General features: G+C 68.5%; 24 protein-coding genes. 16 read left to right on the top strand and 8 right to left on the bottom strand.

Annotation, left to right across the window (positions count from 1 at the left end):
- Positions 1-78 precede the first annotated feature (78 nt).
- The 3 genes from E1261_RS23100 to E1261_RS23090 all read left to right on the top strand — a co-directional run bounded on the left by E1261_RS23100 (position 79) and on the right by E1261_RS23090 (position 3,113).
- On the top strand, positions 79-1,476 hold the full coding sequence (locus tag E1261_RS23100; protein ID WP_132409787.1) for a M1 family metallopeptidase: 1,398 nt from the start codon (positions 79-81) through the stop codon (positions 1,474-1,476).
- A gap of 63 nt (positions 1,477-1,539) precedes the next feature.
- Positions 1,540-2,043, top strand: coding sequence for a SigE family RNA polymerase sigma factor (locus E1261_RS23095; RefSeq protein WP_132409785.1), 504 nt, complete (start codon positions 1,540-1,542; stop codon positions 2,041-2,043).
- Between the two features lie 11 nt (positions 2,044-2,054).
- Entirely contained in the window at positions 2,055-3,113 is a 1,059-nt protein-coding gene (locus E1261_RS23090; RefSeq protein WP_132409783.1) for a hypothetical protein, read from the top strand.
- Positions 3,114-3,154: 41 nt separating this feature from the next.
- Here the strand turns inward: E1261_RS23090 and E1261_RS23085 are convergent, their stop codons facing one another.
- Genes E1261_RS23085 through E1261_RS23060 form a run of 6 tightly spaced genes read right to left on the bottom strand, consistent with a single transcriptional unit; the run spans position 3,155 to position 7,615 of the window.
- Entirely contained in the window at positions 3,155-3,880 is a 726-nt protein-coding gene (locus E1261_RS23085; protein WP_132409781.1) for an ABC transporter permease, read from the bottom strand.
- A complete protein-coding gene (locus tag E1261_RS23080) occupies positions 3,877-4,599 on the bottom strand; it encodes an ABC transporter ATP-binding protein (RefSeq protein ID WP_132409779.1) in 723 nt (240 codons plus the stop codon). The genes E1261_RS23085 and E1261_RS23080 overlap by 4 nt, the downstream gene beginning before the upstream one ends.
- 40 nt (positions 4,600-4,639) lie before the next feature.
- Positions 4,640-5,206, bottom strand: a complete 567-nt coding sequence (locus E1261_RS23075; RefSeq protein ID WP_132409777.1) for an HDIG domain-containing metalloprotein — start codon at positions 5,204-5,206, stop codon at positions 4,640-4,642.
- Positions 5,203-5,820, bottom strand: coding sequence for a TetR/AcrR family transcriptional regulator (locus E1261_RS23070; RefSeq protein WP_132409775.1), 618 nt, complete (start codon positions 5,818-5,820; stop codon positions 5,203-5,205). The genes E1261_RS23075 and E1261_RS23070 overlap by 4 nt, the downstream gene beginning before the upstream one ends.
- Positions 5,817-6,677 (bottom strand): sugar phosphate isomerase/epimerase family protein, encoded by an 861-nt coding sequence (locus E1261_RS23065; RefSeq protein WP_132409773.1) that lies wholly within the window; start codon positions 6,675-6,677, stop codon positions 5,817-5,819. Before E1261_RS23065 ends, E1261_RS23070 begins: the two co-directional genes overlap by 4 nt.
- 5 nt (positions 6,678-6,682) lie before the next feature.
- Complete coding sequence (locus E1261_RS23060; protein ID WP_132409771.1) at positions 6,683-7,615, bottom strand: Ppx/GppA family phosphatase; 933 nt, start codon at positions 7,613-7,615, stop codon at positions 6,683-6,685.
- An 87-nt stretch (positions 7,616-7,702) separates the two neighbouring features.
- On the opposite strand from E1261_RS23060, the gene E1261_RS23055 reads away from it, so the two are divergent.
- The 6 genes from E1261_RS23055 (at position 7,703) to E1261_RS23030 (ending at position 13,886) form a co-directional block, all read left to right on the top strand.
- On the top strand, positions 7,703-8,446 hold the full coding sequence (locus E1261_RS23055) for a DUF3109 family protein (RefSeq protein WP_132409769.1): 744 nt from the start codon (positions 7,703-7,705) through the stop codon (positions 8,444-8,446).
- A 62-nt stretch (positions 8,447-8,508) separates the two neighbouring features.
- Positions 8,509-9,141, top strand: coding sequence for a VOC family protein (locus E1261_RS23050; protein WP_132409767.1), 633 nt, complete (start codon positions 8,509-8,511; stop codon positions 9,139-9,141).
- Positions 9,142-9,190: 49 nt separating this feature from the next.
- Complete coding sequence (locus E1261_RS23045; protein ID WP_132409765.1) at positions 9,191-9,556, top strand: ArsR/SmtB family transcription factor; 366 nt, start codon at positions 9,191-9,193, stop codon at positions 9,554-9,556.
- Positions 9,537-10,019, top strand: a complete 483-nt coding sequence (locus E1261_RS23040) for an SRPBCC family protein (protein ID WP_132409763.1) — start codon at positions 9,537-9,539, stop codon at positions 10,017-10,019. The genes E1261_RS23045 and E1261_RS23040 overlap by 20 nt, the downstream gene beginning before the upstream one ends.
- 53 nt (positions 10,020-10,072) lie before the next feature.
- Positions 10,073-10,564, top strand: a complete 492-nt coding sequence (locus E1261_RS23035) for a peptidase inhibitor family I36 protein (RefSeq protein WP_132409761.1) — start codon at positions 10,073-10,075, stop codon at positions 10,562-10,564.
- 70 nt (positions 10,565-10,634) lie between these two features.
- Complete coding sequence (locus E1261_RS23030; protein ID WP_165952614.1) at positions 10,635-13,886, top strand: BTAD domain-containing putative transcriptional regulator; 3,252 nt, start codon at positions 10,635-10,637, stop codon at positions 13,884-13,886.
- Here the strand turns inward: E1261_RS23030 and E1261_RS23025 are convergent.
- Positions 13,827-15,260, bottom strand: coding sequence for a WS/DGAT/MGAT family O-acyltransferase (locus tag E1261_RS23025; protein ID WP_132409757.1), 1,434 nt, complete (start codon positions 15,258-15,260; stop codon positions 13,827-13,829). The two genes, E1261_RS23030 and E1261_RS23025, sit on opposite strands and share 60 nt — an antisense overlap.
- Before the next feature lie 84 nt (positions 15,261-15,344).
- Positions 15,345-16,769, bottom strand: a complete 1,425-nt coding sequence (locus E1261_RS23020; RefSeq protein WP_132409755.1) for a beta-N-acetylhexosaminidase — start codon at positions 16,767-16,769, stop codon at positions 15,345-15,347.
- Between the two features lie 90 nt (positions 16,770-16,859).
- Between E1261_RS23020 and E1261_RS23015 the strand changes: the two genes are divergently transcribed.
- The 7 genes from E1261_RS23015 (at position 16,860) to radA (ending at position 25,136) form a co-directional block, all read left to right on the top strand.
- The gene (locus E1261_RS23015) at positions 16,860-18,068 is read left to right on the top strand and encodes an MFS transporter (RefSeq protein ID WP_238176383.1); all 1,209 of its coding nucleotides are present in this window, start codon (positions 16,860-16,862) and stop codon (positions 18,066-18,068) included.
- The gene (locus tag E1261_RS23010; RefSeq protein WP_132409753.1) at positions 18,065-18,760 is read left to right on the top strand and encodes a class I SAM-dependent methyltransferase; all 696 of its coding nucleotides are present in this window, start codon (positions 18,065-18,067) and stop codon (positions 18,758-18,760) included. Before E1261_RS23015 ends, E1261_RS23010 begins: the two co-directional genes overlap by 4 nt.
- A gap of 92 nt (positions 18,761-18,852) precedes the next feature.
- Complete coding sequence (locus E1261_RS23005; RefSeq protein ID WP_132409751.1) at positions 18,853-19,413, top strand: P-loop NTPase family protein; 561 nt, start codon at positions 18,853-18,855, stop codon at positions 19,411-19,413.
- The gene (locus tag E1261_RS23000) at positions 19,403-20,644 is read left to right on the top strand and encodes an ABC transporter substrate-binding protein (RefSeq protein WP_132409749.1); all 1,242 of its coding nucleotides are present in this window, start codon (positions 19,403-19,405) and stop codon (positions 20,642-20,644) included. The genes E1261_RS23005 and E1261_RS23000 overlap by 11 nt, the downstream gene beginning before the upstream one ends.
- Positions 20,644-22,416: an ABC transporter permease subunit gene (locus E1261_RS22995; protein WP_132409747.1), complete on the top strand. Its 1,773-nt coding sequence runs from the start codon at positions 20,644-20,646 to the stop codon at positions 22,414-22,416. The genes E1261_RS23000 and E1261_RS22995 overlap by 1 nt, the downstream gene beginning before the upstream one ends.
- Entirely contained in the window at positions 22,413-23,696 is a 1,284-nt protein-coding gene (locus tag E1261_RS22990) for a hypothetical protein (protein ID WP_132409745.1), read from the top strand. Before E1261_RS22995 ends, E1261_RS22990 begins: the two co-directional genes overlap by 4 nt.
- A 42-nt stretch (positions 23,697-23,738) precedes the next feature.
- Positions 23,739-25,136: a DNA repair protein RadA gene (gene radA / locus E1261_RS22985; RefSeq protein ID WP_132409743.1), complete on the top strand. Its 1,398-nt coding sequence runs from the start codon at positions 23,739-23,741 to the stop codon at positions 25,134-25,136.
- Positions 25,137-25,218: the final 82 nt, after the last annotated feature.

The following is a 25,218-nucleotide window of genomic DNA, read 5'->3' as shown; positions in this document are numbered from 1 at the left end:
GGGTGCAGTTGTGATGGGCTGGGGGTTCGGGCACCTCGGTCGCCTAGGCTGCGGGGACCGGACTGTCGAGGAGGACTTGTGGGGCGTCGTCGCGGGGTTTTGTCGGTCGTCTTGGCGTTGGGGCTGGTGGGGGCGCCGAATCTGACGGCGAGCGCAGCGCCGGTGTTTTCGCCGGGAGCTCCGGGGGCCGGGGACTCCTACTTCCCGGAGATGGCGAACGGTGGGTACGACGTCAGTCATTACGACCTTCGGATCGGGTTCGATCCGACGAGCAAGGCGATCGATGCGACGACGACGATTACCGCCAGGGCCACGCAGAATCTGTCGCGGTTCAACCTGGATTTCCAGGGGCCATTGACGATCAGCAAGGTGACGGTCAACGGGCGGGCCGCCTCGTTCACCCGGAGTGGTGCGCAGGAGTTGGTGATCACGCCGGCGCGGGGGTTGTGGCGTGGGAGCAGGTTTGTGGTGGCGGTGACGTATGCGGGTGTTCCGCAGAAGATCGACGACCCGGCGTTGGGTATCTCCGGCTGGGCGGCCACCAAGGACGGTGCGGTTGCGCTCAACCAGCCGATCGGTGCGGCGACCTACTACCCGGTGAACGACACCACGGCGGACAAGGCGACGTACAGCCAGACCATCACGGTGCCGACCGGCCTGACCGTGCTGGCCAACGGTGAACCCGGCCCGACCACCACGCACGGCGGCAAAACCACCTTCCGCTGGCACATGAACAAGCCGATGGCCAGCGAGCTGGGCATGATTGCGATCGGCAACTACAACGTCACCCGCACCAGGACGAGCGACGGCCTGGACAACATCACCGCGATCGGCAAGTCGATCGACACCAAGGCCGGTCAGGGCAAGCTGTTCAACGACACCACCGCGCAGATCGTCCAGTGGCAGTCCTCGTTGTACGGGCGCTACCCGTTCGACTCGACCGGCGGCGTCATGGCTGACGTCGGCGTCCACTACGCCCTCGAGACCCAGAGCCGGCCGGTGTACGACCAGCGCACCAGCAGCGTCCGCGGCGGCTTGCTCGCGCACGAGCTCGGTCATCAATGGTTCGGCGACAGCCTCACCCCGGAGCGCTGGTCGGACATCTGGCTCAACGAAGGCTTCGCGACCTACTCGGAGTGGCTTTACCAGGAGAAGTTCAACGGCGTCCCGGTCCAAAAGACCTTCGAAGCGGCGTACGCCGCGGACCGGGACTGGAGCGGCAAGGTGGCCGACCCCGGCCGGGACGGGATCTTCAACGACCTCGTCTACACCCGCGGCGCGATGACCCTGCACGCCCTGCGCCTGAAGATCGGCGACCGCGCGTTCTTCCGGCTCCTCAAGCAGTGGCCGACCGCTCACCGGCACAGCAACGTCTCTACCCAGACCTTCATCCAGTACGTCGAGCGCCTCACCCACCGCGACCTCGGCACCTTCTTCCAGGCCTGGGTCTACCAGCCCGGCAAACCAAAACTCTGAGACATGCAACCCCGGTGTCCCGCGCTTCCGTCTTGAGGGGGACCTGAGAGCGGGAGGGCACGGATGAGCGAGCGGGACCAGGCGTTTGTGGAGTTCGTGGAGACGGCCAATCCGTCGCTGCGAAGAACGGCGTACCTGATCAGTGGCGACCGGCACAAGGCCGACGACATCGTCCAGGACGCGCTGTACAAGCTGTATTTGCACTGGCCGAAGATCAACCGGGTCGGCAATCCGTTCGCCTACGCGCGCCGGATGGTCGTCAACGCCGCGTACGACGGCGGCCGGCGACCGTGGCGTCGTGAGGTGGCGATCGCCGCGGTACCCGACCGGCCGCTCGCCGACGACTTCACCGCGGGGCACGCGAGCCGCGACGAAGTCCTCGAAGCCCTGCGGGCACTCGCACCACGACAACGCGCCTGCGTGGTCCTCCGCTACTACGAGGACCTGTCCGTCGAGCAGACCGCCGAGGTACTCGGCTGCTCCGAAGGCACCGTCAAGAGCCAGGCAGCCCGTGGCCTCGACACCCTCCGCAAAGCCATGACCCGCCGACCGAGCCCGGCGCTGTGAAGGAGAACCCCATGTACAACGACCCCGAAGTCAGCGCTCAACTGCACCGCCTTGCCGAGGCCGAACCGCTGCCCGCCTTCGATACTTCCGCGGTAGTCACCCGAGGCCGTCGAGGCCTGCGCCGCCGTCGGTTGCTGGGCGCCGGCGGTGGCATCGCCGGCGTCGCTGCGATCGCCCTCGCCGCCAGCCTGATCCCCAACCTCAGTTCGGCCAGTCAGGACCCGGGCGTCGCAGGTGCCGAGAACTCGCAGTTCGAAGCCGTCCCGGGGCTGCCGCACGGTGAGGCGGCACTCTTCGTCGACGTCACCCCCGCGCACGCTCAGCAGCTCTGCGACCTGCGGTATCCCGGTGAGCATCAGAAGCTCAAGTCGTCCACCGCGCGGACGCACCGGGTCGGCAGCAAGCCGTCGTTCGAGATGCAGAAGCCTCCGGCGAAGACTCGGCGCTTCTGCCAGATTCCCGGCGGCGACAAGCCGTCGGCGAAGCTGGTCGCCGCAGCGAAGACCGACCCACTGCCCAAGACCGCGGCGGGCCAGTTGCGCAACTGCTCGGTGCAGACCTGGGTCGATGTCACCGGATGGCGCATCATGGCCGCCGACCGGTCGGAGACACTCAAGCAGGCACAGATCATCGCGGTCTCTCCGTCGGGTCGCAGCCTGATCGCCTGCGACCTCGACAGCCGCGGGGGCCCGATGACCGAGATGACGAACACCTTGTTCTCCCGCCTGCAGGCCCCGGACGCCGACCGGGATCCGATCCTCGCCCCCGCCCGCGGGAAGAAGTGGGCGGAGATGTTCGCTGCCGGTTACGGTGGCGGATCCTGCGACAGCTCGACGAAGAAGTGCGGCAAGGGCTCCGCCACCGCCTGGGGACGCGCTCCGGCCGAGACCGCGACGGTCGAGGTCACCCTCCACGGCAAGTCGTACCGGACGCCGGCCAAGGACGGTTGGTGGGCCAGCACCTGGGCGATCGAACCCCACACCTGGACCGGCGACCCGAAGAAGCCTGAGTATCCGGTCTACAAGGCCTACGACCAGAACGGGAAGTTCCTGAAGAAGATCGGCGGCTGAACCGCTGAACGCCGGCCCGGATCACCCGGGCCGGCGTTCTGCTAGGCAGTACGGCGTTTCAGCGTCGCGGCTCCGAGGCCCAGGGCCGCGACGATGAAGCCCAGTACGACGAGCATCTCCGCGACCGGACTGTTGCCTTGGGCAACTCCTAGCACCGCGTCGACGGCGTACGAGAGGGGCAGGACCGTGCTGACGGCGTGGAGTACGTCGGGGAGTTGATCCCGGGGAAGCAGTAGGCCACAGAGCAGGAGTTGCGGGATCATCACCGCCGGCATCATCTGGACGGCCTGGAACTCGGTGGCGGCGAAGGCGCTGGCGAACAGGCCGAGCGCCGTACCGAGGATGCCGTCGAGAACTGCGACCACGCCGAGTTGCCAGGCGGCGCCCTGGATGTCCAGATCCAAGGCATACAAGGCGATCGAGACGACCACGAGGGCCTGGACGACGGCGATCACGGCGAACGCGAGGGCGTAGCCGAGCAGGAAGTCGAGTTTGGCCATCGGCAGCGTGAACAACCGCGAGAGTGTGCCGCTCGAGCGTTCGCGCAGGGTCGCCACCGAGGTGACGATGAACATGATGATCGCCGGGAACACAGCCAGCAGCGGCCCGCCGACCCGGTCGAAGGTGGTCGGTGAGTCGTGGAACATCCACCACATCAACGTGACCAGCAGCGCCGGCATCACGATCAGCATCGCCACCGTGCGATGGTCCCGCCGCAACTGCGACAGCACTCGCGCGGCAACAGCCAACGTCACTCGCAGAGTCATCGCGCTTCCGCCTTCCGTTCGATCAGCGTCAGGAACGCCTGCTCGAGATCGTCCGTGCCCGCCGACTCCAGCAGATCCCCCGGCGTCTCGTCGGCGAGCAACTCACCATCCCGCATCAGCAGCAGCCGATCGCAGCGCGCGGCCTCGTCCATCACGTGACTGGAGACCAGCAGCGTGGCGCCCTCATCCGCCAGCCGATGGAACAGCTCCCAGAGATCCCGCCGCAGTACCGGATCCAGCCCCACCGTCGGCTCATCCAGCACCAGCAACTCGGGCGATCCCAGCAACGCGGCCGCCAGCGAGGCCCGCGATTGCTGCCCACCCGACAACTGATCCACCCGTACGTCGGCATGCGACCGCAGGTCCACCGCGTCGACAACCCGTTGTACGTCGTCCGATTCCGCCCCAAGCACTGCCGCGAAAAACCGTAGATTCTCGGTCACCGTCAGATCGCCGTACACACTGGGTTCCTGCGTCACGTACCCGATCCGGCCACGCAGTCCCGCGGAACCAGCCGGTGATCCGAGCACCGACACCGACCCCGAAACCCGCGCCTGCAACCCCACGATCGCGCGGATCAACGTCGTCTTCCCGCACCCCGACGGCCCCAGCAGCCCGGTCACCGACCCGGCCCGCAGATCGAAGCCCACCCCGTGCAGGACCTCCCGATCGCCGCGCACCACCACGACGTCCCGGCAACTCACCGCATTTTTCAACATGTGATGAATTAACCACCCAAGCTGCCGGATTGGCAACACCTCAGACCACGGCGTATCCGGTCGCAGCGCTCAGCCCGTCGAGCGCCGGGTCGCCGTACCGGCGTCGCAGGTCCGCGAAGGTCGCCGCCTTGTCCACGCCCCAGCGGCTGACGATCACCTCATAGCTGTCCCCGCTCACGAACACCGGCGGCAGCCGCTTGCTGTGGAACTTGTCGGCATACATCACCAGCTCCTCCTCCCGCGTCCGCGGCAGATAGTCCGCGACCGGGATCGGCAACTGCTGATTCTGTACGTCGTCCCGCGTGATCCCGACGCCGGTATGGCAGGACGCGAATCGGCAGATCTCCTCCGTGAATCCCAGCCCAGCAAGGGTTTCGTGGCCGAGCACGCCGTGCCGGACGTACGCCGTACCGTCGACTCGGTAGACGCCGAGATCATGCAGCAACGCCCCGGCGCGGACGAGATCGGTGTCGACGTCCAGCCCGGTGAAGAACTGTTCGACCAGCGTGCACACGATCTGGCAATGCGTGTAGACGGACTCGAAAGCGGCCCGGGTCGGCGCCGCCTCCCGGTGGATCGCGAGGATCTCGCGGTCGGTCGGGATCACCCGGTGAGGTGGTGCTGGAGGACGGGGGCGAGGCGGTCGACCAGGGTCTGCAGGTCGGCCGAGGCGACCGGCTCCAGCTCGAGCAGGTAGCGGATCATCGCCAGCCCCATCAGCTGGGCCGCGACCAGGCTGACCCGCAGGGGCGCGTCGGGGACGTCCAGGGCGTCGGAGACCGGTTGGAGGAGGAGTTGGGTGATGCCCTCGCGCATCAGCCGGGCGACCTCTTCACTGCCCGCGATGCTGCGGACGATCGCTCGCATCCGCTGCTGCCCGTCCGGCGATTCCCACACCCTGAGGAACACGGTCGCGATCCGCCGGCCGATCTCGTCGCGCGGCCCGTCGATGATGATGGTCGCGATCTGGCGCGGATCGGCCGGGAGCGCCATCGCCTCGATGAACAGCTCGTCCTTGCTGTCGAAGTAGTGGTGCACCAGCGCCGCGTCCACGCCGGCCTCGCGGGCGACCGCGCGGATCGAGGTGGCCGTGAATCCCTTGTCCGCAAAGGATTTGCGGGCCGCTCCGAGGATCTCGCCACGGGTGTCCGGTCCGCCGGGACGCCGCCCGGGCCGGCCGGAACGAGCAGCAGGACCCTCCGTCGTACGGCGGGCTGTCACGGAGTGAGCTCCGAGATCTCGCCCTCCGGAGTGACCGCGAACGAGGATCGTCGACTGCCACGGATGCTCTGTTTGTCCACCATGAAGTGTTTCTTGGTGAACTCGAGCGACTCGATCAGATCGACCTCACGCTCGGACCGGCTGGTCGCGCGCCGGGTGTTGATCTCGATGATGATGTGCCCGCGGAAGTCCTGGCTCGCCAGGGTGCTCAGCAGGTCAGCGGCCCGTTGCGTCCCGCGGCCGGGCACCAGATGCTCGTCCTTGGCCGAGCCGGTGCCGTCGGTGAGGTGGATGTGCTTGAGCGTCCGGCCCATCGTCTCGGCAAGTTCGACGCAGTCCTGCTCGGCGGTCGACGAGTGCGACAGGTCGAGCGTGGTGTGAGCGTAGCTCTGCTCGGTCGGATCCCAGCTCGGCGCGTACGCCTGCAGGCCCTTGCCGGGCGCACGCCACGGGTACATGTTCTCGACCGCGAAGATCACACCGGTCTCGTCCTCGAGCCGCGCGATCCCGTCGACGAAACCACGGGCGTAGTCACGCTGCCAACGGAACGGAGGGTGTACGACGACGACGTCCGCCCCAAGGTCCTTGGCAGCGGCGGCGGAACGCTCCAGCTTCTCCCACGGATCGGTCCCCCAGACCCGCTGCGTGATCAGCAGGCAGGGTGCATGGATCGCCAGCACCGGCAGCTGGTGGTAGTCGACGAGCCGCTGGATGGCGTCGATCTGGGTGCTCAGTGGATCGATCCCGACCATCACCTCGACCCCGTCGTACCCGAGGCGGGAAGCCAGCTCGAAGCAACTGGCCGTCGTCTCGGGGTAGACCGAAGCGGTGGACAGACCGATCTTGGCAGCGGGCATCGGACTCACCGGGGCTGCAGCTGGTCGAGCTCGGACAGTATGACGCCTTCACGCAGCGCCCACGGGCAGACCTCGAGCGCGGACAGGTCGAACAGGTCCATCACGGCGTCCGCGACCAGCGCACCGGCGACCAGCTGCGACGCGCGACCGGCCGACACTCCGGGCAGGGAGGCCCGCTCGGTCGACGACATCTTGATCAGCTTCGGTGTCCACTCGGCCAGGTCGTTGCGGTGCAGCGAGCGCGGCACGTAGGGACCGTCGTCGGACGGCGCCGCGCCACAGATCCGGGCCAGTGACCGGAAGGTCTTGCTGGTCGCGACCGCACGCTGCGGCCTGCCGGCCCGCAGTACGTCGCCTGCGACCGCGGCCATCTCCATCCGGATCCGCTTGCGGAGCGCGCGGACCTCGTCCTTGTCCGGCGGATCCTGGTGCACGCCTTCCCGGGTCAACCGGCCGGCACCCAGCGGCACCGATACCGCGACCGTCGGCTCCTCGTCGGATCCGGCCGCGATCTCGAGTGAGCCGCCACCGATGTCGAACACTGCGAGCCGGCCGGACGACCAGCCGAACCAACGCCGTACCGCGAGGAAGGTCAGCCGGGCCTCGTCGACCCCGCTCAGCACCTGCAGGTCGACCGTGCTCTCGGACCGCACCCGCGCCAGCACCTTCTCGCCGTTCGGGGCCTCCCGCAGCGCGGAGGTCGCGAACGCCATCACCGACTCGCAGCCCTTGTCCTCGGCCAGCTCGGCGGCCTCGGAGATGAAGGCAACCAGCTCGTCGGCGCCTGCGTCGGCGATCCGGCCGTCCTTGTCGAGGTGCTCGGCCAGCCGTAACTCGGTTTTGTGCGAGTACGCCGGTAGCGGCGCGGCACCGCGGTGCGCATCCACCACGAGCAGGTGGACGGTGTTGGAACCTACGTCGAGTACGCCGAGCCGCATACCCAACAAACTACTTCACTCCACGTCCAGGAGTTGTTTCGGAGTTGCCGTTCGCAGTTCGCGGCAACAGGCGCGTACGCTGCACGAGTGCCTGAGGTTTCTCTTGATTTTCCCCGTGCGTGGGTGGAGTTCACCGATCCTGACGATCCGGATCAGGTGTTCCGCTGCGACCTGACCTGGCTGACGTCGAACTGGAGCTGCATCTTCGGCGGTGGTTGCGCCGGCATCTACAAAGGCCGGCCGAACGACGGTTGCTGCACCCTCGGCGCGCACTTCTCCGACGACGAGGACGAGAACCGCGTCAAGGAGTACGTGAAGGAGCTGACCAAGGAGGACTGGCAGTTCCGCAAGGAGGGCAAGCGGAACGGCTGGGTCGAGACCGACGACGAGGGCGACCGCAAGACCCGGGTCTGGGAAGGTGCCTGCATCTTCCTGAACCGCCCCGGCTTCAACGGCGGGATGGGCGGCTGCTCGCTGCACGGCCTGGCCCTGAAGAAGGGTGTGCACTTCGTCGAGACCAAGCCCGACGTCTGCTGGCAGCTGCCGATCCGCCGGACGTTCCGCGAGGTGGAGCGCCCGGACGGAACGACGTACACAGAGGTCGGCATCGGTGAGTACGACCGCCGCGGCTGGGGCCCCGGCGGCCACGACCTGAACTGGTACTGCACCGGTAACACCGAGGCGCATATCGCGGTCGAGGCGGTCTTCGAGTCGAGCAAGGTCGAGTTGCAGACCCTGATGGGCCTGAAGGCGTACGACGTCCTGGCCGACCTCTGCCGGCAGCGCCTGGAGGCGGCCCGTCCGCTGCTGCCGCACCCCGCGTCCCGCTGACCGACACACAACCGACACTCCGTTCCGCCCCAACGCACGGATTTTGGGGCAAGAATGCTGGCATGCGTCTGGATCATCTGTCATATGCAGCCGGCCCCGATGGGTGCCTGGCCACTGTGAGGCGGCTGTCCGCGCTACTTGGTGCGGAGTTCGTCGACGGTGGTGTGCACCCACGGTTCGGGACGATCAACTACATCCTGCCGTTGGAGAACGACCGGTACATCGAGGTCGTCGACGTGCTCGACCACCCTGCCTCGGACAAGGCACCGTTCGGCCAGGCCGTCCGGGCCCGTAAGGAGCTCGGCGGCGGCTGGCTGGGCTGGGTGGTCGCGATCCGCGACATGGTCCGGATGGAACGGCGGCTCGGTCGTGAGTCCGTGCCCGGCAACCGGCACCGCCCCGACGGGGTGAACCTGACCTGGCGGCAGATCGGCGTCAAAGGCCTGATCGCCGATCCGCAGCTCCCGTTCTTCATCCACTGGGACGACCTCACCCAGCACCCATCGGTCGGCGGCAAGGACCTCCGCCTGACCGCGCTCGAGATCGCCGGCGACCCGATCCGCGTCACCGACTGGATCGGTCACCCCGCCGACCACCTGCTCGACGACCTGGACGTGCGGTGGGCCGGCCCGAACGGTCAGCCCGGCCTGATCGCGGCCCAGTTCGAGACCCCGACGGGCGTCGTACGGATCTGAAATCCCTTGGCCTTGACCTGGTTCTCCGGCAGGTCTAACGTACAACCAAATGGTTGTACGTGAAGAAGCCGCCGATTGCCTGCTGCACGCGTTGTCCGACCGAACGCGGCGCGACATCGTGCGTCGCTGCCTGGTCAGCGAGGCGTCGGTGTCCCGGCTGGCCGAGAACTACTCGATGAGCTTCGCGGCCGTGCAGAAGCACGTCGCCGTACTGGAACAGGCCGGGCTGGTGACCAAGGAACGCAGCGGACGGGAGCAGCTCGTGCGGACCGATGTCGAAGCCGTCCGCCAGGCCCGCGCGGCGATCGACCAGCTCGAAGCGGTCTGGCGCGCCCGCGTGGACCGGATGTCGGACCTCCTGAAGGCCGAACCTCTTGACGAAGGGAACGAGAACGATGAGCGTGAAGAGCGTTGACAAGGATCTGGACGCACTGACCCTGACACTCGTGGCGGAGTTCAGCGCGACCACCGAGCAGGTCTGGGACCTGTGGGCGGATCCGCGGAAGCTCGAGCAGTGGTGGGGCCCTCCGACGTACCCGGCAACTGTGGTCGACCACGACCTGACGCCGGGCGGCCAGGTCACCTACTTCATGACCGGCCCGGAGGGCGACACGCATCACGCCTGGTGGCGGATGACCGCCGTGGACGAGCCGAAGTCGCTGGAGTTCGTCGACGGGTTCGCGGATGCCGACGGCAAGCCGGTCGACACGATGCCGACGAACACGACCACGATGACGCTGAGCCCGTACGACGGCGGCACCCGGATGGAACTGCGGTCGGTCTTCGACACCAGCGAGCAGATGGAGCAGCTGATCAGCATGGGCATGGCCGAGGGCCTGACAGCATCCGTCGGTCAGATGGACGCACTGCTGGCCTAGTACGGGTGGAGTACGGACAGTGGCGCGGCGATCGCGTTTCGTAACGTCGACGCATGACTACTTTCCGGAAATCGTTGATCGCCATTCTGGGCGCCGTTGCGACTGTGCTGGTGCTGTCCGCGCCGGCCAGTGCCGCTCCTGCCCCCACTGACAAGCCTGCCGCTGCAGAGATGGCGTTGTTCGCCGAGCAGACCGGCCAGGTGTGGAACGAAGAGTCGCAAGAACTGCTGGCCGCGTGGGACTGCCCCAGCGGCCGGGTCTGCTTCTACTCCGGTGCAGCCGGAACTGGCGGCAGGTGCTCGTGGGAAGGTTCTGACGACAACTGGCTGGCTGGCGACCTGACGTGCCTCTGGTCCCGGTCGGACAGCGTCGAGTCGGTGCGCAACAACGGGAACAGCACCGCCTTCAACGGCGTCCGCTACTACACCGGCACCGACTTCAACCCCTCGACCTCGGTCGGCTGTATTCCGCGCGGTGCGCGGGGAACGCTCAACACCTCCCGCCTCCTCCGTTCACACCTGTGGGTAACCGGGGCGTGCGGCTGAGCACCCGATCACGGGCTGTCGGTCAAACGACCGTCAGCCCGTGCGTCCCGTGGTGCGTAGGATGCTCGCTGTGCCCACGCCCCGGGATACTGGCTTCGGTGATTTGCTGCGCAATCTCCGCCAGGACGCCGGCCAGACCCAACGGGAACTCGCCGACCTGGCCGGTCTCAGCGCGGGCGCGATCCGCGACCTGGAGCAGGGCCGGAGCCGTGGGCCGAGGCCCGAGTCGATCGAATCCATCGCCACCGCGCTCGCCCTGAGCAGTGCGGACGCGGAGACACTCCGGGCCGCCGCGATGGCCAGCCGAGCCGTCACCACCCCGGCCGCGAGCACCGGCGGGCCGCTCCGCATCTGTGTCCTCGGGCCGCTCGAGGCGTGGCATGGTGAGGTCCCCGTGCCGATCGGCGGCGGACCGCAACGCATCTTGCTGGCCAGGCTCGCCCTCAGTGCCGGTACGACGGTCGCGCAGACCGAACTCGTCGATCTGCTCTGGCCCTACGACGTCCCCAGCAACGCGGCGAACCTCTTGCAGACCCGGATCGCCCGGTTGCGGCGACTGCTCGAGACGGGCAGTCCGGCCCCCGAGGTGATCGTCGGCGGACCGGCCGGCTACCGGCTGGCGGTGAGCACCGAAAGCCTTGATCTGCTGGCGTTTCGCGCCCTCACGACCGAAGCGGAACGAGCCGAGCCCACCACCGCGTTGGCCAAGCTCTCCCAGGCCGTCGACCTGTGGCGCGGGACCACCGATGTCGAGCTGATCGACACCAGCCCGCTCTATGTCGCGATCTCGAACGAGTACGCCGCCACTGTCCGAACCCTCGCCAGGTCGGCGCGGGAGGCCGGTCGGCCCGAACAAGCCCTGCGGGCCTTGCGTGACCTGGCCGGACAGCAAGAGCTCGACGAGCCACTCCATGCCGAACTGATCCACACCCTCGCAGCCGCCGATCGTCAGGCCGAGGCCCTCGTGACGTATGACCGGATCCGGTCCGCACTCGCTGCCCAGCTCGGCGTCGACCCCGGCGAAGGACTCCGCTCGGCCCACCTCGAAGTGCTCCGGCGTGGGGCGTCTGCGCAGGCAGAACGAGCCGTTGTCCAGCAGACGCCGTCCGCACCTCCGGACTTCGTCGGCCGCGCGGACGAGCTCACGGCAATCTGTACGGCGCTCAGCCGGCCCGGCGCGCTCTCGTCCCGAGCGGTGCTGATCAGCGGGATCCCCGGAGTCGGCAAGACCGCCCTCGCCCTGGCCGCTGCCCATCGTCTCCGCTCGCAGTACCCGGACGGCCAGCTGTACGCCGATCTGCGCGGCGCCGACGCGGTGGCCCCGGAACCGTTGCAGATCCTCGGCCGCTTTCTCCGCGCACTCGGCATACCGGGGCGACGGATCGGAACCGACGCCGCCGAAGCGGCCGCGCTGTTGCGCAGCGAGCTCGCCGACCGCCGGATGCTGATTCTGCTCGACAACGCCCAGGACGCGGCGCAGATCCGGCCGCTGCTCCCAGGCGCCGGTGGCAGCGACGTGATCATCACCTGCCGACGGCGGCTGCCGGACCTCGCCACCACCCACGTCGTGGACCTTGAGCCGCTCCCGCACGACGACGCGGTCCGGCTGATCGCCGCTACCGCCGGCACCCGACGGCTCGATGACGACCGGTCGGGGGTGAGTGCTCTCGCGGAGGCCTGCGCCCGGCTCCCCCTCGCACTGCGCATCGCCGGCGCACGACTCGCCACCCGGCGGCAGTGGACGGTCGCCGATCTGGCCCACCGGCTGGAGGACGGCAACAGAAGGCTCACCGAACTCAGCCTCGGCGAGTCCAGTGTGCTCAGCAGTTTCGACCTGAGTTACGCAGACCTGAGCGCCGACGCCCAGCGCGCGTTCCGGCTGTGCAGCCTGCACCCTGGCGACGACTTCAGTGCCGAGAGCGCCGGAGTGCTGCTCGGCATCCCGACGGCCGCGGCGGATCGGGTCCTCGAGGTGCTGCTCGAGGCCAACATGCTCCTGCAGCACACGAAGAACCGTTTCCGGTTCCACGATCTGCTCGGCCTCTACTCGCACCGGCTGCTCGCCGACGACGCCGAGGGCACCGCCGCCCGGACCCGGCTGTACACCTGGTACCTCGAGGCGACGACGGCCGCGATGGATCTCGTCCACCCGGAACTCGTGCGGCTCGCTACCCATCCCGCACCGGGCACCTTCTTCGGGTCGCGAGCCGACGCGCTCGATTGGCTCGACGAAGAAATCACCGCTCTGCTGGCGGTCGTGCGGAACACGGCGCACTCCGACGACCGGTCACTGTCCTGGCGGATCGTCGACCAGCTCCGGGGATATTTCCTGCTCCGCAGGCATGTCGACGGCTGGATGCCGGCGGCACAGGCCGGACTGACGGCTGCCGAAACGGCCGGCGACGACGCCGCCCGGGTCACGATGCTGATCAGCCACAGCCAGGCCGTCGGAGCCCTCGGACGAGATGAGGAGGGACTGGCCGACGGTCTGACCGCCTACAGTCTCGCGGTGGCCATCGGCTGGCCCGCAGCCGCTGCCTACCTGGCCTACATCATCGGATGGTTTCACCAGCTGCGAGGCGAACTCGCCGACGCGGAACTGTGGACCCACCGCGCGCTCGAGGCGACCGAGAACGACCAGCACGGCCACCTGCGCGCGATCGTGCTCAACAGTCTCGGGATGATCCGGCTGTATCAGGGCGAATTGCAGGAGGCAGCCGACCTGTTCGGCGCCGCCCTGCAGGTCAGCGATACCGGGCCCGACATGGCGACGCTCGCCATCCGGGGGAACCTGGCGAGTGCGGTGCGGCAGCTGGGCGAGGCCGACCAGGCGGCCGCGCTGCTGAGCGACGTACTGGATGCCCACCATCGCCGTTCGTACCCTCGCGGTGAGCTGTCGACCCTGGACGAGCTGGCCAGGTTGTACGTCCAGCGCGGCGACGGACCGGCCGCGCTGCAGGCCGCTCACCGGGCCTACGAACTCGCGGTCACCATCCAGGATCCGGCGGCCCAGGCAAAGACTGCCGCGACGGTTGCCCAGGTCCAGCTCGCCCTCGGCGACGCTCCCGCCGCCGTGCGGTGGATCGAGACCTGCCTCCCGATCGCGCGCGGGACCTACCCGTACCTCGAAGCCGAGGCACTGATCACGCTGTCCCAGGCGCGGCGTGCGATCGGCGAACCGGCAGCCGCGACCGAGGCCGCCGTACAGGCCGCATCGATCGCCGCGGCCTGCGGCTTCCGGCTGCTCAGCGAACAGGCCGCGCTAGTGGATGTTCTCGAGCTCGGACAGGGAAGTCTCAAGGTGGGCGAGCAGCCGCTGTAGGTGCGGGACGGTACGGCGGCAGCCGACCAGGCCGAAGTGCAGCTGGTGGTCGTAGCTGGTGACGCTGATGTTCAGCGCCTGGCCGTTCATCACGATGCTCGCGGGGTATATGCCGAGCAGGCGGGAGCGGTTCCAGTACAGCGGGCTCTCGGCCGGGCCGGGAACGTTCGAGATCACCAGGTTGTACGGCGGGTTCGTGAGCCCGGCCACTCCCGGAAGAACAGCGGACGGGCCCGCGGCGGCGAAGCCGAGCGCGCCGACCATCAGGTTCTGCAACGGACTGAGCTCGGACAAGACACCCTTGCTGTACGACGTCGACGCGGTGATCCGTTTGATCCGCCGCTCGGGATCCGCCTCGTCCGTGGCGAGGTCCGCGATCAGCGTCGACAACGCGTTGCCACCACCGGGTGCATCATCTTTGGTGCGCAAAGACACTGGCACCATGGCTGTCAAAGGCTTGTCAGGTAAGGCGTTCTGCTCCAGCAGATAGTTGCGCAAGGCACCGGAACACATCGCGAGCAGTACGTCGTTCAGTGTCGCGCCGGTGATGGCGCGGACCTTCTCCAGCCGCTCGATCGGCCACGACTGCGCCGCGAACCGTCGGGCCCCGGTGATCCCCTGGTTGAAGATCGTCCGCGGCGCCTGGAACGCCACGGACGAGTGCTCGTGCAACAGACTCTTCAGTCCGACGGGCGTGAGCCCCGCGACATTCGCCAGCATCTTCCCGACATCACCTGCCGCACGGACCGCACGACCCGGCGTACGGCCCACGGCGGCCAACAGCTCGGCAGCAGTAGGAACTCCACCGCCACTCGTCGGCGCAGTGTCCTTCGTCGGCAGTGCGTAGGTGGCTGGCATGTCCGTCATCGTGGGGTCGGTGGTGAGGGTGTCCTGCATCCACTTCAGCGCGGTGACGCCGTCGATCATCGAGTGGTGGATTTTGCTGTAGATCGCGAACCGCCGCCCCTCGACACCTTCGATCAGGTGCATCTCCCACAGCGGCCGATGCCGGTCCAGCAGGGTGCCGTGCAGGGTGCTGGTCAGCTCGAACAGCTCCCGGAACCGTCCCGGCCGAGCCAGCGCGGACAACCGCACGTGATAGTCGAGATCGATGGCGTCGTCCTGCTCCCACGACCAGTAGCCGAGGTCGAGCGGCCGGTTCCGAACCCGACGGGCGAACAACGGATTCACCGTCGGCGCAGCGAGAATCTCGTGGTACAGCCGGGACACGAAGTCACGCGTCCCCTCCGGAAACACATGATCCCGGCCGGCACCTTCGGGAAGCTCGAACAGCATCAGCCCGCCGACATGCATCGGCTGCTCCCGGCTCTCACCGAGCAGGAACATCGCGTCGAGTGGTCCTACTGCGGTCATGAGCACCTCCGCTGCCTTCTATCCCAGCTAACAGCGCCGAGGGGGATTTTGTTATCCCCTCAGCAACTGAAGGCTCAGGAAAGATCAGTCCAACGGACGGTAGTTCACACCCAACGACTCGATGCGCGCCAGGTGCGGACGCAGCCGGCCGAGGAATTCGTCGTACGAGACCTTGGGTGAACCCCAAGCGCGCTCGGCCAGGGCGGACAGCCGCGGCAACAGCATGTAGCCGACCTGCTCCGGGCCCTCCATGTACTCGGTCCAGACGTTGCACTGGGTGCCGATGATGAGCGCGGCCTCCGCGTCGCTCAGGCCGGCCGGGATCACGTCGAAGTCGTACACCTTCTCCAGCGGAATGAAGCCACCGATCGCCAGCGGCTCGGTGTCCGGGTCGCCCTGGTAGTAGTCGAAGTAGACCGACTCGCACGGTGTCATCACCGTCTGGTGGCCGGCCTTCACCGCGACCTCGCCGCGCTCGGCGCTGCGCCACGCCATGATGACGGCGTCCTTCGGGCAGTCGGTCTCGACCATCTCGTCCCAGCCGACAAGCCGGCGACCGGCCTCCTCCAGCACGACCGCCACCTGCTCGGTGAACCAGCCCTGCAGCTGCCCGGCGTCTTCCAGCCCGAGGTCCGCCTGCCGCTTCTGCGCGTCGTCCGCCACGCGCCACTGCACCGACGGGCACTCGTCGCCGCCGAGGTGGATGTACGGGCTCGGGAAGATGTCCAGCACCTCCCGCAACACGGTCCGCACGAACTCGACGGTCTCGTCGTTCACGTTCAGGACGTCGTCGCTGATCCCCCACACCTGCCGGACCGTCAGCTGGTTCTCCGGGAAGTTGCCGAGCTCCGGGTACGCCGCGATCGCGGCCTGCATGTGGCCCGGCAGATCGATCTCCGGGACCACGGTGATACCCCGCTCAGCGGCGTACGCGACGATCTCGCGCAGATCGGCCTTGGTGTAGAAACCGCCGTGTCGGGTCCCGTCGTACGAGAACTCGGTCTGCTCGTGCGACATCTTGCCGATCATGGTCTCGTCCCGCCACGCCCCGACCTCGGTGAGCCGCGGGTACGCCTCGATCTCGACCCGCCAGCCCTGGTCGTCGGTGAGGTGGAAGTGCAGCGTGTTCAGCCGGTGCAGGGCGAGCACGTCGATCACCTTGAGGACGAAGTCCTTCGGCATGAAGTGCCGTGCGACATCGAGCATCACACCCCGCCAGGCGAACTTCGGCGCGTCCGCGATGTGCACCGCCGGTACGGCGACCTTCCCGTCCGCGGCCGGCTCAGCCGCGTCGAGCAACTGCCCGTACGTCGTCTCCGCGTGCCGGAGCGCCTCCTCGGAACCCGCGGCCAGCCGGGCACCGTCAGCCGTCACGTCGATCCGGTACTCGGTCTCACCGAGGTTCTCGACCACGTCGCGGATCGCCTCGGCGACCGGGTCCGCGGTGATCCAGCGAGCGTCGGCGACGGTCAGTTCGCGCGGCGCGGGGACGATCGCGATGTCGGGCATCTCGGGGCTCCAAAGCAGGCAGGGTTATTTACGCAACCCTATTCTAAAATTATTTCGGCTGCGCTGTCAGGGAGATGAGACAGTGTCCGGGTGACCGCCGAGCTGCAGCGAACAACCGTCCGGACCCTGATGGCCAGCAACGTGCTCGGCGGAGTGGCGGTGGCCAGCGGATTTGCGGTCGCCGGGCTGCTGGCCGAGCGGATCTCGGGCTCCACGTCGATGGCCGGGCTCGTGGCCACCTCGACCACGCTCGGCGGCGCGATCCTCGCCGTACCGCTGGCTCGGCTCGCGCGGGCCCGGGGCCGTCGTCTGTCGCTGGCCACCGGCTATCTGATCGCCACTGCCGGTGCGGCGCTCAGCATCGTCGCTGCGCAGATCGACTCGCTTTTGCTGCTCCTGGTGGCCGGCTGCCCGTTCGGCAGCGGCTCCGCCGCCAACCTGCAGTCCCGGTACGCCGCTACTGACGCAGCGGACCCGGCACACGTGGCGCGGGCGTTGTCGCTGGTCGTGTGGGCCACCACCATCGGTGTGGTCATCGGGCCGAACCTGACCGGCGTCGGCGGTGCTGTCGGTGATGCGCTCGGCATCCTGCCGCTGGCCGGTCCGTATCTGTTCTCCGTGGTCGCCATGCTGATCAGCCTGGTGATTGTCTGGTTCGGACTCCGCCGCCTGCCCAGGCCCCGGAACCTGACTCTGGAACGCCAGCCCCTGCTGGTGACCCTCCGGCGAGTAATGGCCATCCCGCACGCCCGCCTCGGTCTGCTGGCGATCGCTACCGCGCATGCGGTCATGGTCGGGGTGATGTCGATGACCTCGGTCCACCTGCAGCACCATGGCGCCTCACTGACGATCGTCGGCTTCGTGATCAGCGGTCACGTGGCCGGCATGTACGCGCTGTCTCCGGCGATGGGCTGGCTGGCAGACCGGCTCGGCCGCATCCCCACCGTCGGCATCGGCCTGGCCGTACTCGCCATGGCGATGACAGTGGCAGCAGTTGCGCCGGACAGCGCTCACGGACTGACTGCCACCGCACTGGTCCTGCTCGGCCTTGGCTGGTCGGCCTGTCTGGTTTCCGGATCCGCCCTGCTGTCCCAGTCCGTCCCTGACGACATCCGCACCTCAGCCCAAGGACTGTCCGACCTGACGATGGGCGTGCTGGCCTCAGTCTCCGGAATCGCCTCCGGGCCGGTTCTGGCGTACCTGGGGTTCCACTGGCTCGCCGTACTGTGTGGTCTGTTGCTGATCCCGGTCGCCCTGCTCGCAGCCACCACCAAGCAGTCAATAGGCTCTGTGGCGTGAGCATTGCGGAAGGTGGGATCCCGAGTCCCAACATCTGGCATCACCCGAAGGTGTACGAGGTCGAGAACCACGCCGTCGACCCGGGCGGCGTGATCGAACCGGCCATGCGGGCGATCCGGGACTGGGCCGGATCCACTGTCGTCGACATCGGCTGCGGAACCGGCTTCCACCTCCCGCACTTCGCCGCCACCGCCGCCCGGGTGATCGGGGTCGAGCCGCATGCCGGGCTGGCCGAAGCTGCGCGTCGCCGTACCGCTGGGTTGCCGAACGTCGAAGTCCGTCAGGGCACTGCCCAACGGCTACCGGTACCGGACGCGTCGGTGGACGTGATGCACGCCCGCTGGGCCTACTTCTTCGGCCCCGGCTGCGAACCCGGCCTGGCCGAACTCGACCGCGTGATGCGCCGCGGCGGCACCGCCTTCGTGATCGACAACGACGGCAGCCGCTCCACCTTCGGCCGCTGGTTCAGTTCGGCGTACCCGATGATCAAGGCTCCCGAGGTCGAGCGCTTCTGGGCCAAGCACGGTTGGCAGCGCACCCCACTTGACATGGGCTGGCGCTTCGAGACCCGCGCCGACCTCGAGTCCGTCATCCGGATCGAGTTCGCCCCCGCCGACGCCGACCGCTTCATCGCCGAGCACTCCGGCGTCGAGGTCGACTACGCGATCAACCTCTGGAGCAGGACCTACTGAACCGGTTCTGAACCGACACCCCGTTGGAGTTGCGCGATCGCCGACCACTGCAGAAGGGTTGGGAGACCAGCTCGGGAGGCGCCAGTAACGACATGGACGGTCTGCTGCTCGAACATGTGCCAGGGCTGCCCGAGCAACTTCACGTCGACATCGGCGAGCAGCGAGCGGTCGTGGTGCCGTCGGCGGCGGACCGTCGCCGGCTCGCCGACCTCGTGACCGGGACAGAGGATCCGCCTGCGGGCGTCGTCGTACGAGCGGGTGGGCCGAAGCGACTGGTGCGGCTGGTGCCGGCCGAGGGCGGCCTGTTGCCGCATCTGACAGTGCTGGGCAACATCGTGCACGGGCACAAGGCGGCCCGCCGGCTCACCACGAAAGAGGCTCGGCAACAAAGTCACACCAGGGCGACCAACTGCGGCGTCGAGAACCTGCTGGATCGCTACCCGCACCAGTTGACCCCAGGTCGCCGCAGACTGGCCGGTGTGGCTCGTGCGCTCGCCGCCCACCCACGCGTGCTCGTGCTCGAAGACGCGAACGGCTTGCCGACCTGGGGATCGCTGCTGGCGATCAGCAGCAACCCGGATCTCCGCTCCAGCGCAATCCTGCTGGTCACGACCAGCGCTGCGCGCACAGCCGGCTTTCGCTATGAGGAGTAGTCGCCGAGCAGTCCTCGGCGCCGCCGCGTCCTTGCTGGTCGCGGGTTGCTCGAGTGATGTGCTGGGCCTGCGCCGTAGCGTCAGGGTCGCCGTGAGCTGGGGCGGGCAGGAACTCCGGGCGTTCCACCGAGTGCTCGACAGTCTCGGCAACCTCGACTACACCGTCGAGGTCGTGCCACTCGGTGACGACATCTCCAGCGCGTTCGGCGCGCGCAGCACGCGTCCGCCGGATCTGGTGATGCTGCCGCAGCCCGGTCTGGTCCCACGTCACCTGCGCGATCTGGAGCCGATGCCTGCCGGCCTCGCCAGGCGGTCCGCGCTCTGGGACGAGCTCCTGGTGCACGACGGGACGACGTACGGCATCCCGTTCAAAACAGCGCACAAGTCCGCGATCTGGTACCGGCCGTCGGTCTTCCGGGCAGCCGGCCTCCAACCACCTGCGTCCTGGCCGGACTGGCTGACGGTCAACCGGGCCCTGGCACAGGCCGGTATCAGGCCGCTGTCGCTGGCTGCCGGGGACGGCTGGGTGCTCACCGACTTCTTCGAGAACGTGCTGCTGGGCATTGCGCCCGCTGTCTACGCAGGGCTGGCGACAGCCGCCGCTCCGCGTCCGTCGCGCCAGCCGCAGTTCGCTGCGGCTCTGCGGTTGCTGGGGACGATGTGGTCGGCTCCTGGCAGTCTCGCGGGCGGAGTGCAGCGTTCGCTCGTGCAGCAGTTCCCGGACGCGATCATCGAGGTGTTCGGTCACCGCAGAGCCGCCATGGTCCTGGCATCCGACTTCGCCGAGCCGGTGGTGCGTCAGTTCGCGGCGGACCCCAAGGACGTCGGGCTCTTCACCTTCCCGTCCCTCGCCCCGGGCGCACCCGCACCAGTGGTGGTCGGCGCCGACGTGATGGTGCTGCGGAAGCCCACCACCGACGACGCCCGCGACCTCGTCCGGCGGTTGGCTGCACCAGCAGCCGTGGACCCGTGGATCAAGGAGGGCGGATTCCTGACCGACGTACGGCTCAAGGGCTACTCCCCTGAGCTCACGCGGCTCGCCGAACAATTGGCCGCTCCTGGCGAACTGCTGCAGTTCGACCTGTCCGATCGGCTCGGCCGGCTCGGTGACACCAACGGGCTGCGGCGCGTACTGACGGACTTCCTCGTCAAGATCGGCGGTCGGGGCGCCGCTGTCCTTCCCGAAGCAGTGGACGCGGCGGTCGGCCAGATGCGGGAGGTCGAAGGCTGATGGAGCTGCAGACGAACGGCCTGACGCTCGAGGTCGTCGGCCGCGAGGTCAGCGGGCGCCCGGTTCCCGGACGGCCCCGGCGACCGGCCGGCCCGTATCTTCTGGGTCTGCCGGCCCTACTGCTCAGCTGTGTGCTGCTGATTCCGATCGGTGTCACCGTCGTGACAGCGTTCCGCACACCGGACGGCTTCGGCTTCGGCAACTTCGCAGTGATGGGCGACCCGGCGGCACTGCATGCGGTGCGCAACAGCCTCCTCTGGGTGCTGGTCGCCTTCGGGCTCGTCGTCGTCGGGTTCTTCCTTGCACTGCTGAGCTATCGGCTGCCCGGACTGACACCGTTCCTGCAACCGGCGCTGGTGGTCCCGTTCGCCGTGTCGGTCCTGGTGTCCGGCGTGACCTTCCGGCTGCTCTTCGATCCGGCGCCGGAACGCGGGACTGTGACCGCGGTGTGGTCCGCTCTGTTCGGATCGAGTCCGGTATGGCTCGGGCCCGGCCTGTTCTGGTTGGTTCTGGTGTCCGCGTTCGGCTGGACCTGGCTGGGGTACGTCGTCTCGCTGTTCCGCGCCGGCCTGGACGCGATCCCCGACGACGTCACCCGGACGATCGCGGCGGAAGGTGTGACCGGATGGCGCCGCCTGTGGGCGTTGGAGATCCCACTGCTGCGGCCGATCACCGGTGTCGTCACACTGACGGTGGTGGTCGCGGCGGTCCGTGTCTTCGACCTGGTGCTGATCGCCGTTCCGGGGCCGATGCAGCAGTCCGCCGACGTCCTCGGCCTCAACTGGTGGCGTGCCACCACGAGCGGCGACCCCGCCGGACGGACGGCGGCACTCGGCGTCGTGTTGTTCGCGATCGTGGCCGCAGTCGGTCTGATCGGAGTCCGCGGGCTGCGGCGCCGGCGCTGGGCGATGCCGGTACCGGTGGCCCGCCAGGACGCGGCCCTGGGCCGGCCGAAGCCCAGCAAGAGGGCGCGGCGCATCGGGTGGACCGCCGGCGTCGTCGTCAGCCTGGTCTGGATCTTTCCGGCCGTGGTGCTGGTCGCCACCGCGCTCCATTCGCCACGGGCGGCCGGGCTGCGCGGTTGGTGGTCGCCGTCGGGTCTCGGGCTCTCGTCGTTCGCCGATGCCGCGAACGCGGGCCTGCTCCGCGCCTTGCTGTCCACGGCGCTCATTGCCACCGCGGCCACGGCGGTCCTCCTGGCGATCGCCGTACCGACTGCCTATCTGGTGGCGTGGGGCGGCTTGCCGGCCTGGTTGGGTCGGGTGGTGATGTCGGTGTTCGTCGTCCTCGCTGTGACGCCTGTGCAGATGTACGCCGCTCCCTTGCGCGACGCGATCGGGGCCGCGGGGCTGGCCGGGTCACGGGTCGCCTTGGCTCTGGTGCATGCGGCTGCCGGTCTGCCGTTCGCTGTGTTGTTGCTGCGGTCCGCGTTCGCGGCTGCGCCGCCGGCGCTGGTCTCGGAGGCACTACAGGGCTCTGCGCGACAGAGCGCCGTACTGGCGACGGTTCAGCGGACATATCGGCCTGCACTCATCGCCGTTGCCGTGCTGGAGTTTTCGATGGTGTGGAACGACTTCATCGTCGGGTTCCTGATCAGTGGTCCAGGTACGACGCCCTTGTCGCTGGTGTTGTGGGGTGAGGCTCGACAGTTCGCGGCGTCGAGCGGGACAGTCGCAGCAGCCGCCGTCGTCGCATCTGTGGTGCCGGTGGTGCTGTTGCTTTCGTTCTGGTCGACAGTGGTGCGCGGTCTGACCACTGGGAGCAAGCCGTGACGGACACTGAGCAGAAACCTGAGCACGCACCCTTGGGGCGTCGGCTGGGGTTTGCGATCGGTGCACTCGCCACCGGTCTGCTGTCCGGGCTCGCATCGGAGCTGCTGACGCAGAGCCTCGACAGCGGCGGCTGGATCCAGCGCATCGGGATCGCGCTCACGGTGGTTCTCGGGGTCATCGCGATCGTCTACAACGCACCGGCCGTCCTGAAGGCGATCCACAGGGCCCGTCGCGGGCGAGTGGTCACCACGTCGGAACTGCACCTGGCAGCCGAGGAGGCCGAGCAGTGGATGGTCGCGCTCGGGACGAAGAGCGGCGGCATCGACGCTGCCGAGTGGTACGCGATGAACGCGGATCGGCTGCGCGGGGTGCTGGAGTCCGGCAAGCCGGGACCGGAGAACGCCGACGACCTGGCCCGGATCTGCGACGCGCTCGAGCTCTGGTACGTCCGGCAGGCCGATCCGGACGCTCTGCTGGAGCTGAGTGAGTTCCTCCGGACGGTCGGCGAGGGATGCGGGCGGAACGACCTGAAAGAACTCGCGGCGGCCCGGGCGGCGACGGCGTACCGGATGACAGGCGATCTGCGGTCGGCCACCTTGTGGCTGGGGATCTCGAGCGAGTTGGCGACCAGCGGCCGCACGGCGGCCGCGATGACGACGCGCCGGCAGGTGGAGCGGGCGCTGTCGAGCCTGCACCGGGCAGCCGGGACATCCGCGGGCAGCGATCGCAACGAAGCCTTGGAGAACGCCCGGAACCGGCTGGACGACGCGCGGTTACGGCGGCCCGGACCGGACCTGACGGCCGAGATCACGATTCTCGTCAACCTCGCGGTCGTTCAGTTGTACCGCCACGACGCCGAAGGTGCGGTGGACCAGCTGCACGCGGCCATTGGCCGGGCCACGGCCGCCGGCGATGTCAGCGGCGAAGCGCACGCGTCGGAGCTGATCGGGGTGGCCGCGTGGATGCGGCGGAATCCGCGCGAAGCCGAGGGTTGGTGGAAGCATGCGGCGCAACTCAACGCGGACATCGACGACCGGGAGGCACAGGCCCGCTGCCTCCAGCACCTCGGCTCGGCGCAGGCCGTCGCCGGCAACCTGCAGAAGGCGGCTGAATATCTCGCGGAGAGCGCCGGACTCCGAACGTCGGACAGCCCGTTGCTGACGAGGTACCTGAAGGAAGTCGGGGACGCCGCGCCCGCACCGCAGAGCCCGGCGCCGGCCCCGCGCCTGTCCTGGCCGGCCCGGTTCCGCAGTTGGCTCCGTGATCGTCGCTCGCACTGAGGTCCTGCGGTTTTGTCGGCGACCGGCTATAGGTTGAGCGGTATGGCGAAGGTGGTTACGGCTAAGGGGAAGTCGGCGTTCGCGTGTGCGGAGTGCGGGTGGACTTCGGCGCGGTGGATCGGTCGGTGTGGCGAGTGTCAGGCCTGGGGGACGGTGCAGGAGGTCGGGGCGGCCAAGTCGGCCCGGATCACGGCCGGGCCGGTGACCTCTCCGGCGATGCCGATCGGCAAGGTGTCCGCGATCGAGGCCGAGTCGCGGCCGACCGGGATCGGTGAGCTCGATCGCGTGCTCGGCGGCGGCGTCGTACCAGGTGCGGTGATCCTGTTGGCCGGTGAGCCTGGCGTCGGCAAGTCGACGCTGCTGCTGGAGGTTGCGGCGCAGTCCGCGCGCAGTGGGCAGCGCACGCTCTACGTGTCCGGTGAGGAGTCGGCGGCCCAGGTGCGGCTGCGGGCCGGCCGGACCGACGCTCTGGTCGACGAGCTGTATCTGGCGGCCGAGACCGACCTCGGCGCGGTAGTCGGTCAGGTCGACGCGGTCGAGCCGGCGTTCCTGGTGATCGACTCGGTGCAGACCATGGCGCATCCGGAGGTCGATGGTGCGCCTGGTGGTGTGACGCAGGTTCGCGAGGTCACCGGCGCGCTCGTGCGGCTGGCAAAGGAGCGGCACATCGCGGTCGTGCTGGTCGGTCACGTCACCAAGGACGGAGCGATCGCCGGTCCGCGGATGCTGGAGCACCTGGTCGACGTCGTGCTCGCGTTCGACGGCGACCGGCACTCCGGGTTCCGGATGGTCCGCGCCACCAAGAACCGGTTCGGCCCGTCCGACGAGGTCGGCTGCTTCGACATGGTCGACACCGGCATCATCGAGGTCACCGACCCGACCGGCCTGTTCGTCTCCGAGCACGCCGAGCCGGTCGCCGGCACCTGCGTGACAGTGATGATGGAGGGCCGCCGCCCACTGCTCGCCGAGGTCCAGGCCCTGGTCGGCCCTTCCGCCGCACCCCAACCTCGCCGTACGACGTCTGGTCTCGAATCGCAACGGGTCGCCATGGTGCTCGCCGTCCTCGGCAACCGCTTCGGCCTGAAACTGCACGACAAAGAGGTGTACGTCGCCACTGTGGGCGGCGTGAAGATCACCGAACCCGTCGCTGACCTGGCCGTCGCCATCGCGGTCGCGTCCTCGGAGATGGACCGCCCGATCCACCCTGGTCTGGTCGCCATCGGCGAGGTCGGCCTGGCCGGCGAGGTCCGCCGGGTCGGCGGTCTGGAGAAGCGCCTCGCGGAGGCAGCCCGCCTCGGCTTCACCAAGGCGATCATCCCCGCCGACGTCCCCAACCGCAGCAAGGACCTCAAGCCGATGGACATCCAGGCCAAGTACGGCCTCCGCACCTTCGCCGCCCCCGACATCCGCTCCGCCCTCCTGGCTGCGGGCCTCACCTGATCCCCGAGTTCCGGCGGACCCTCATTTGACGGGCCCCCCACCGCCGTGCGGCAAGCTGCCCGCACCGCGGTGGGTACCACCC

The sequence above is a fragment of the Kribbella albertanoniae genome (assembly GCF_004348455.1).
GTDB classification, from domain to species: domain Bacteria; phylum Actinomycetota; class Actinomycetes; order Propionibacteriales; family Kribbellaceae; genus Kribbella; species Kribbella albertanoniae.
The sequence above is the reverse complement of the archived record's forward strand: the minus strand, read 5'-3'. Positions and strand labels throughout refer to the sequence as shown.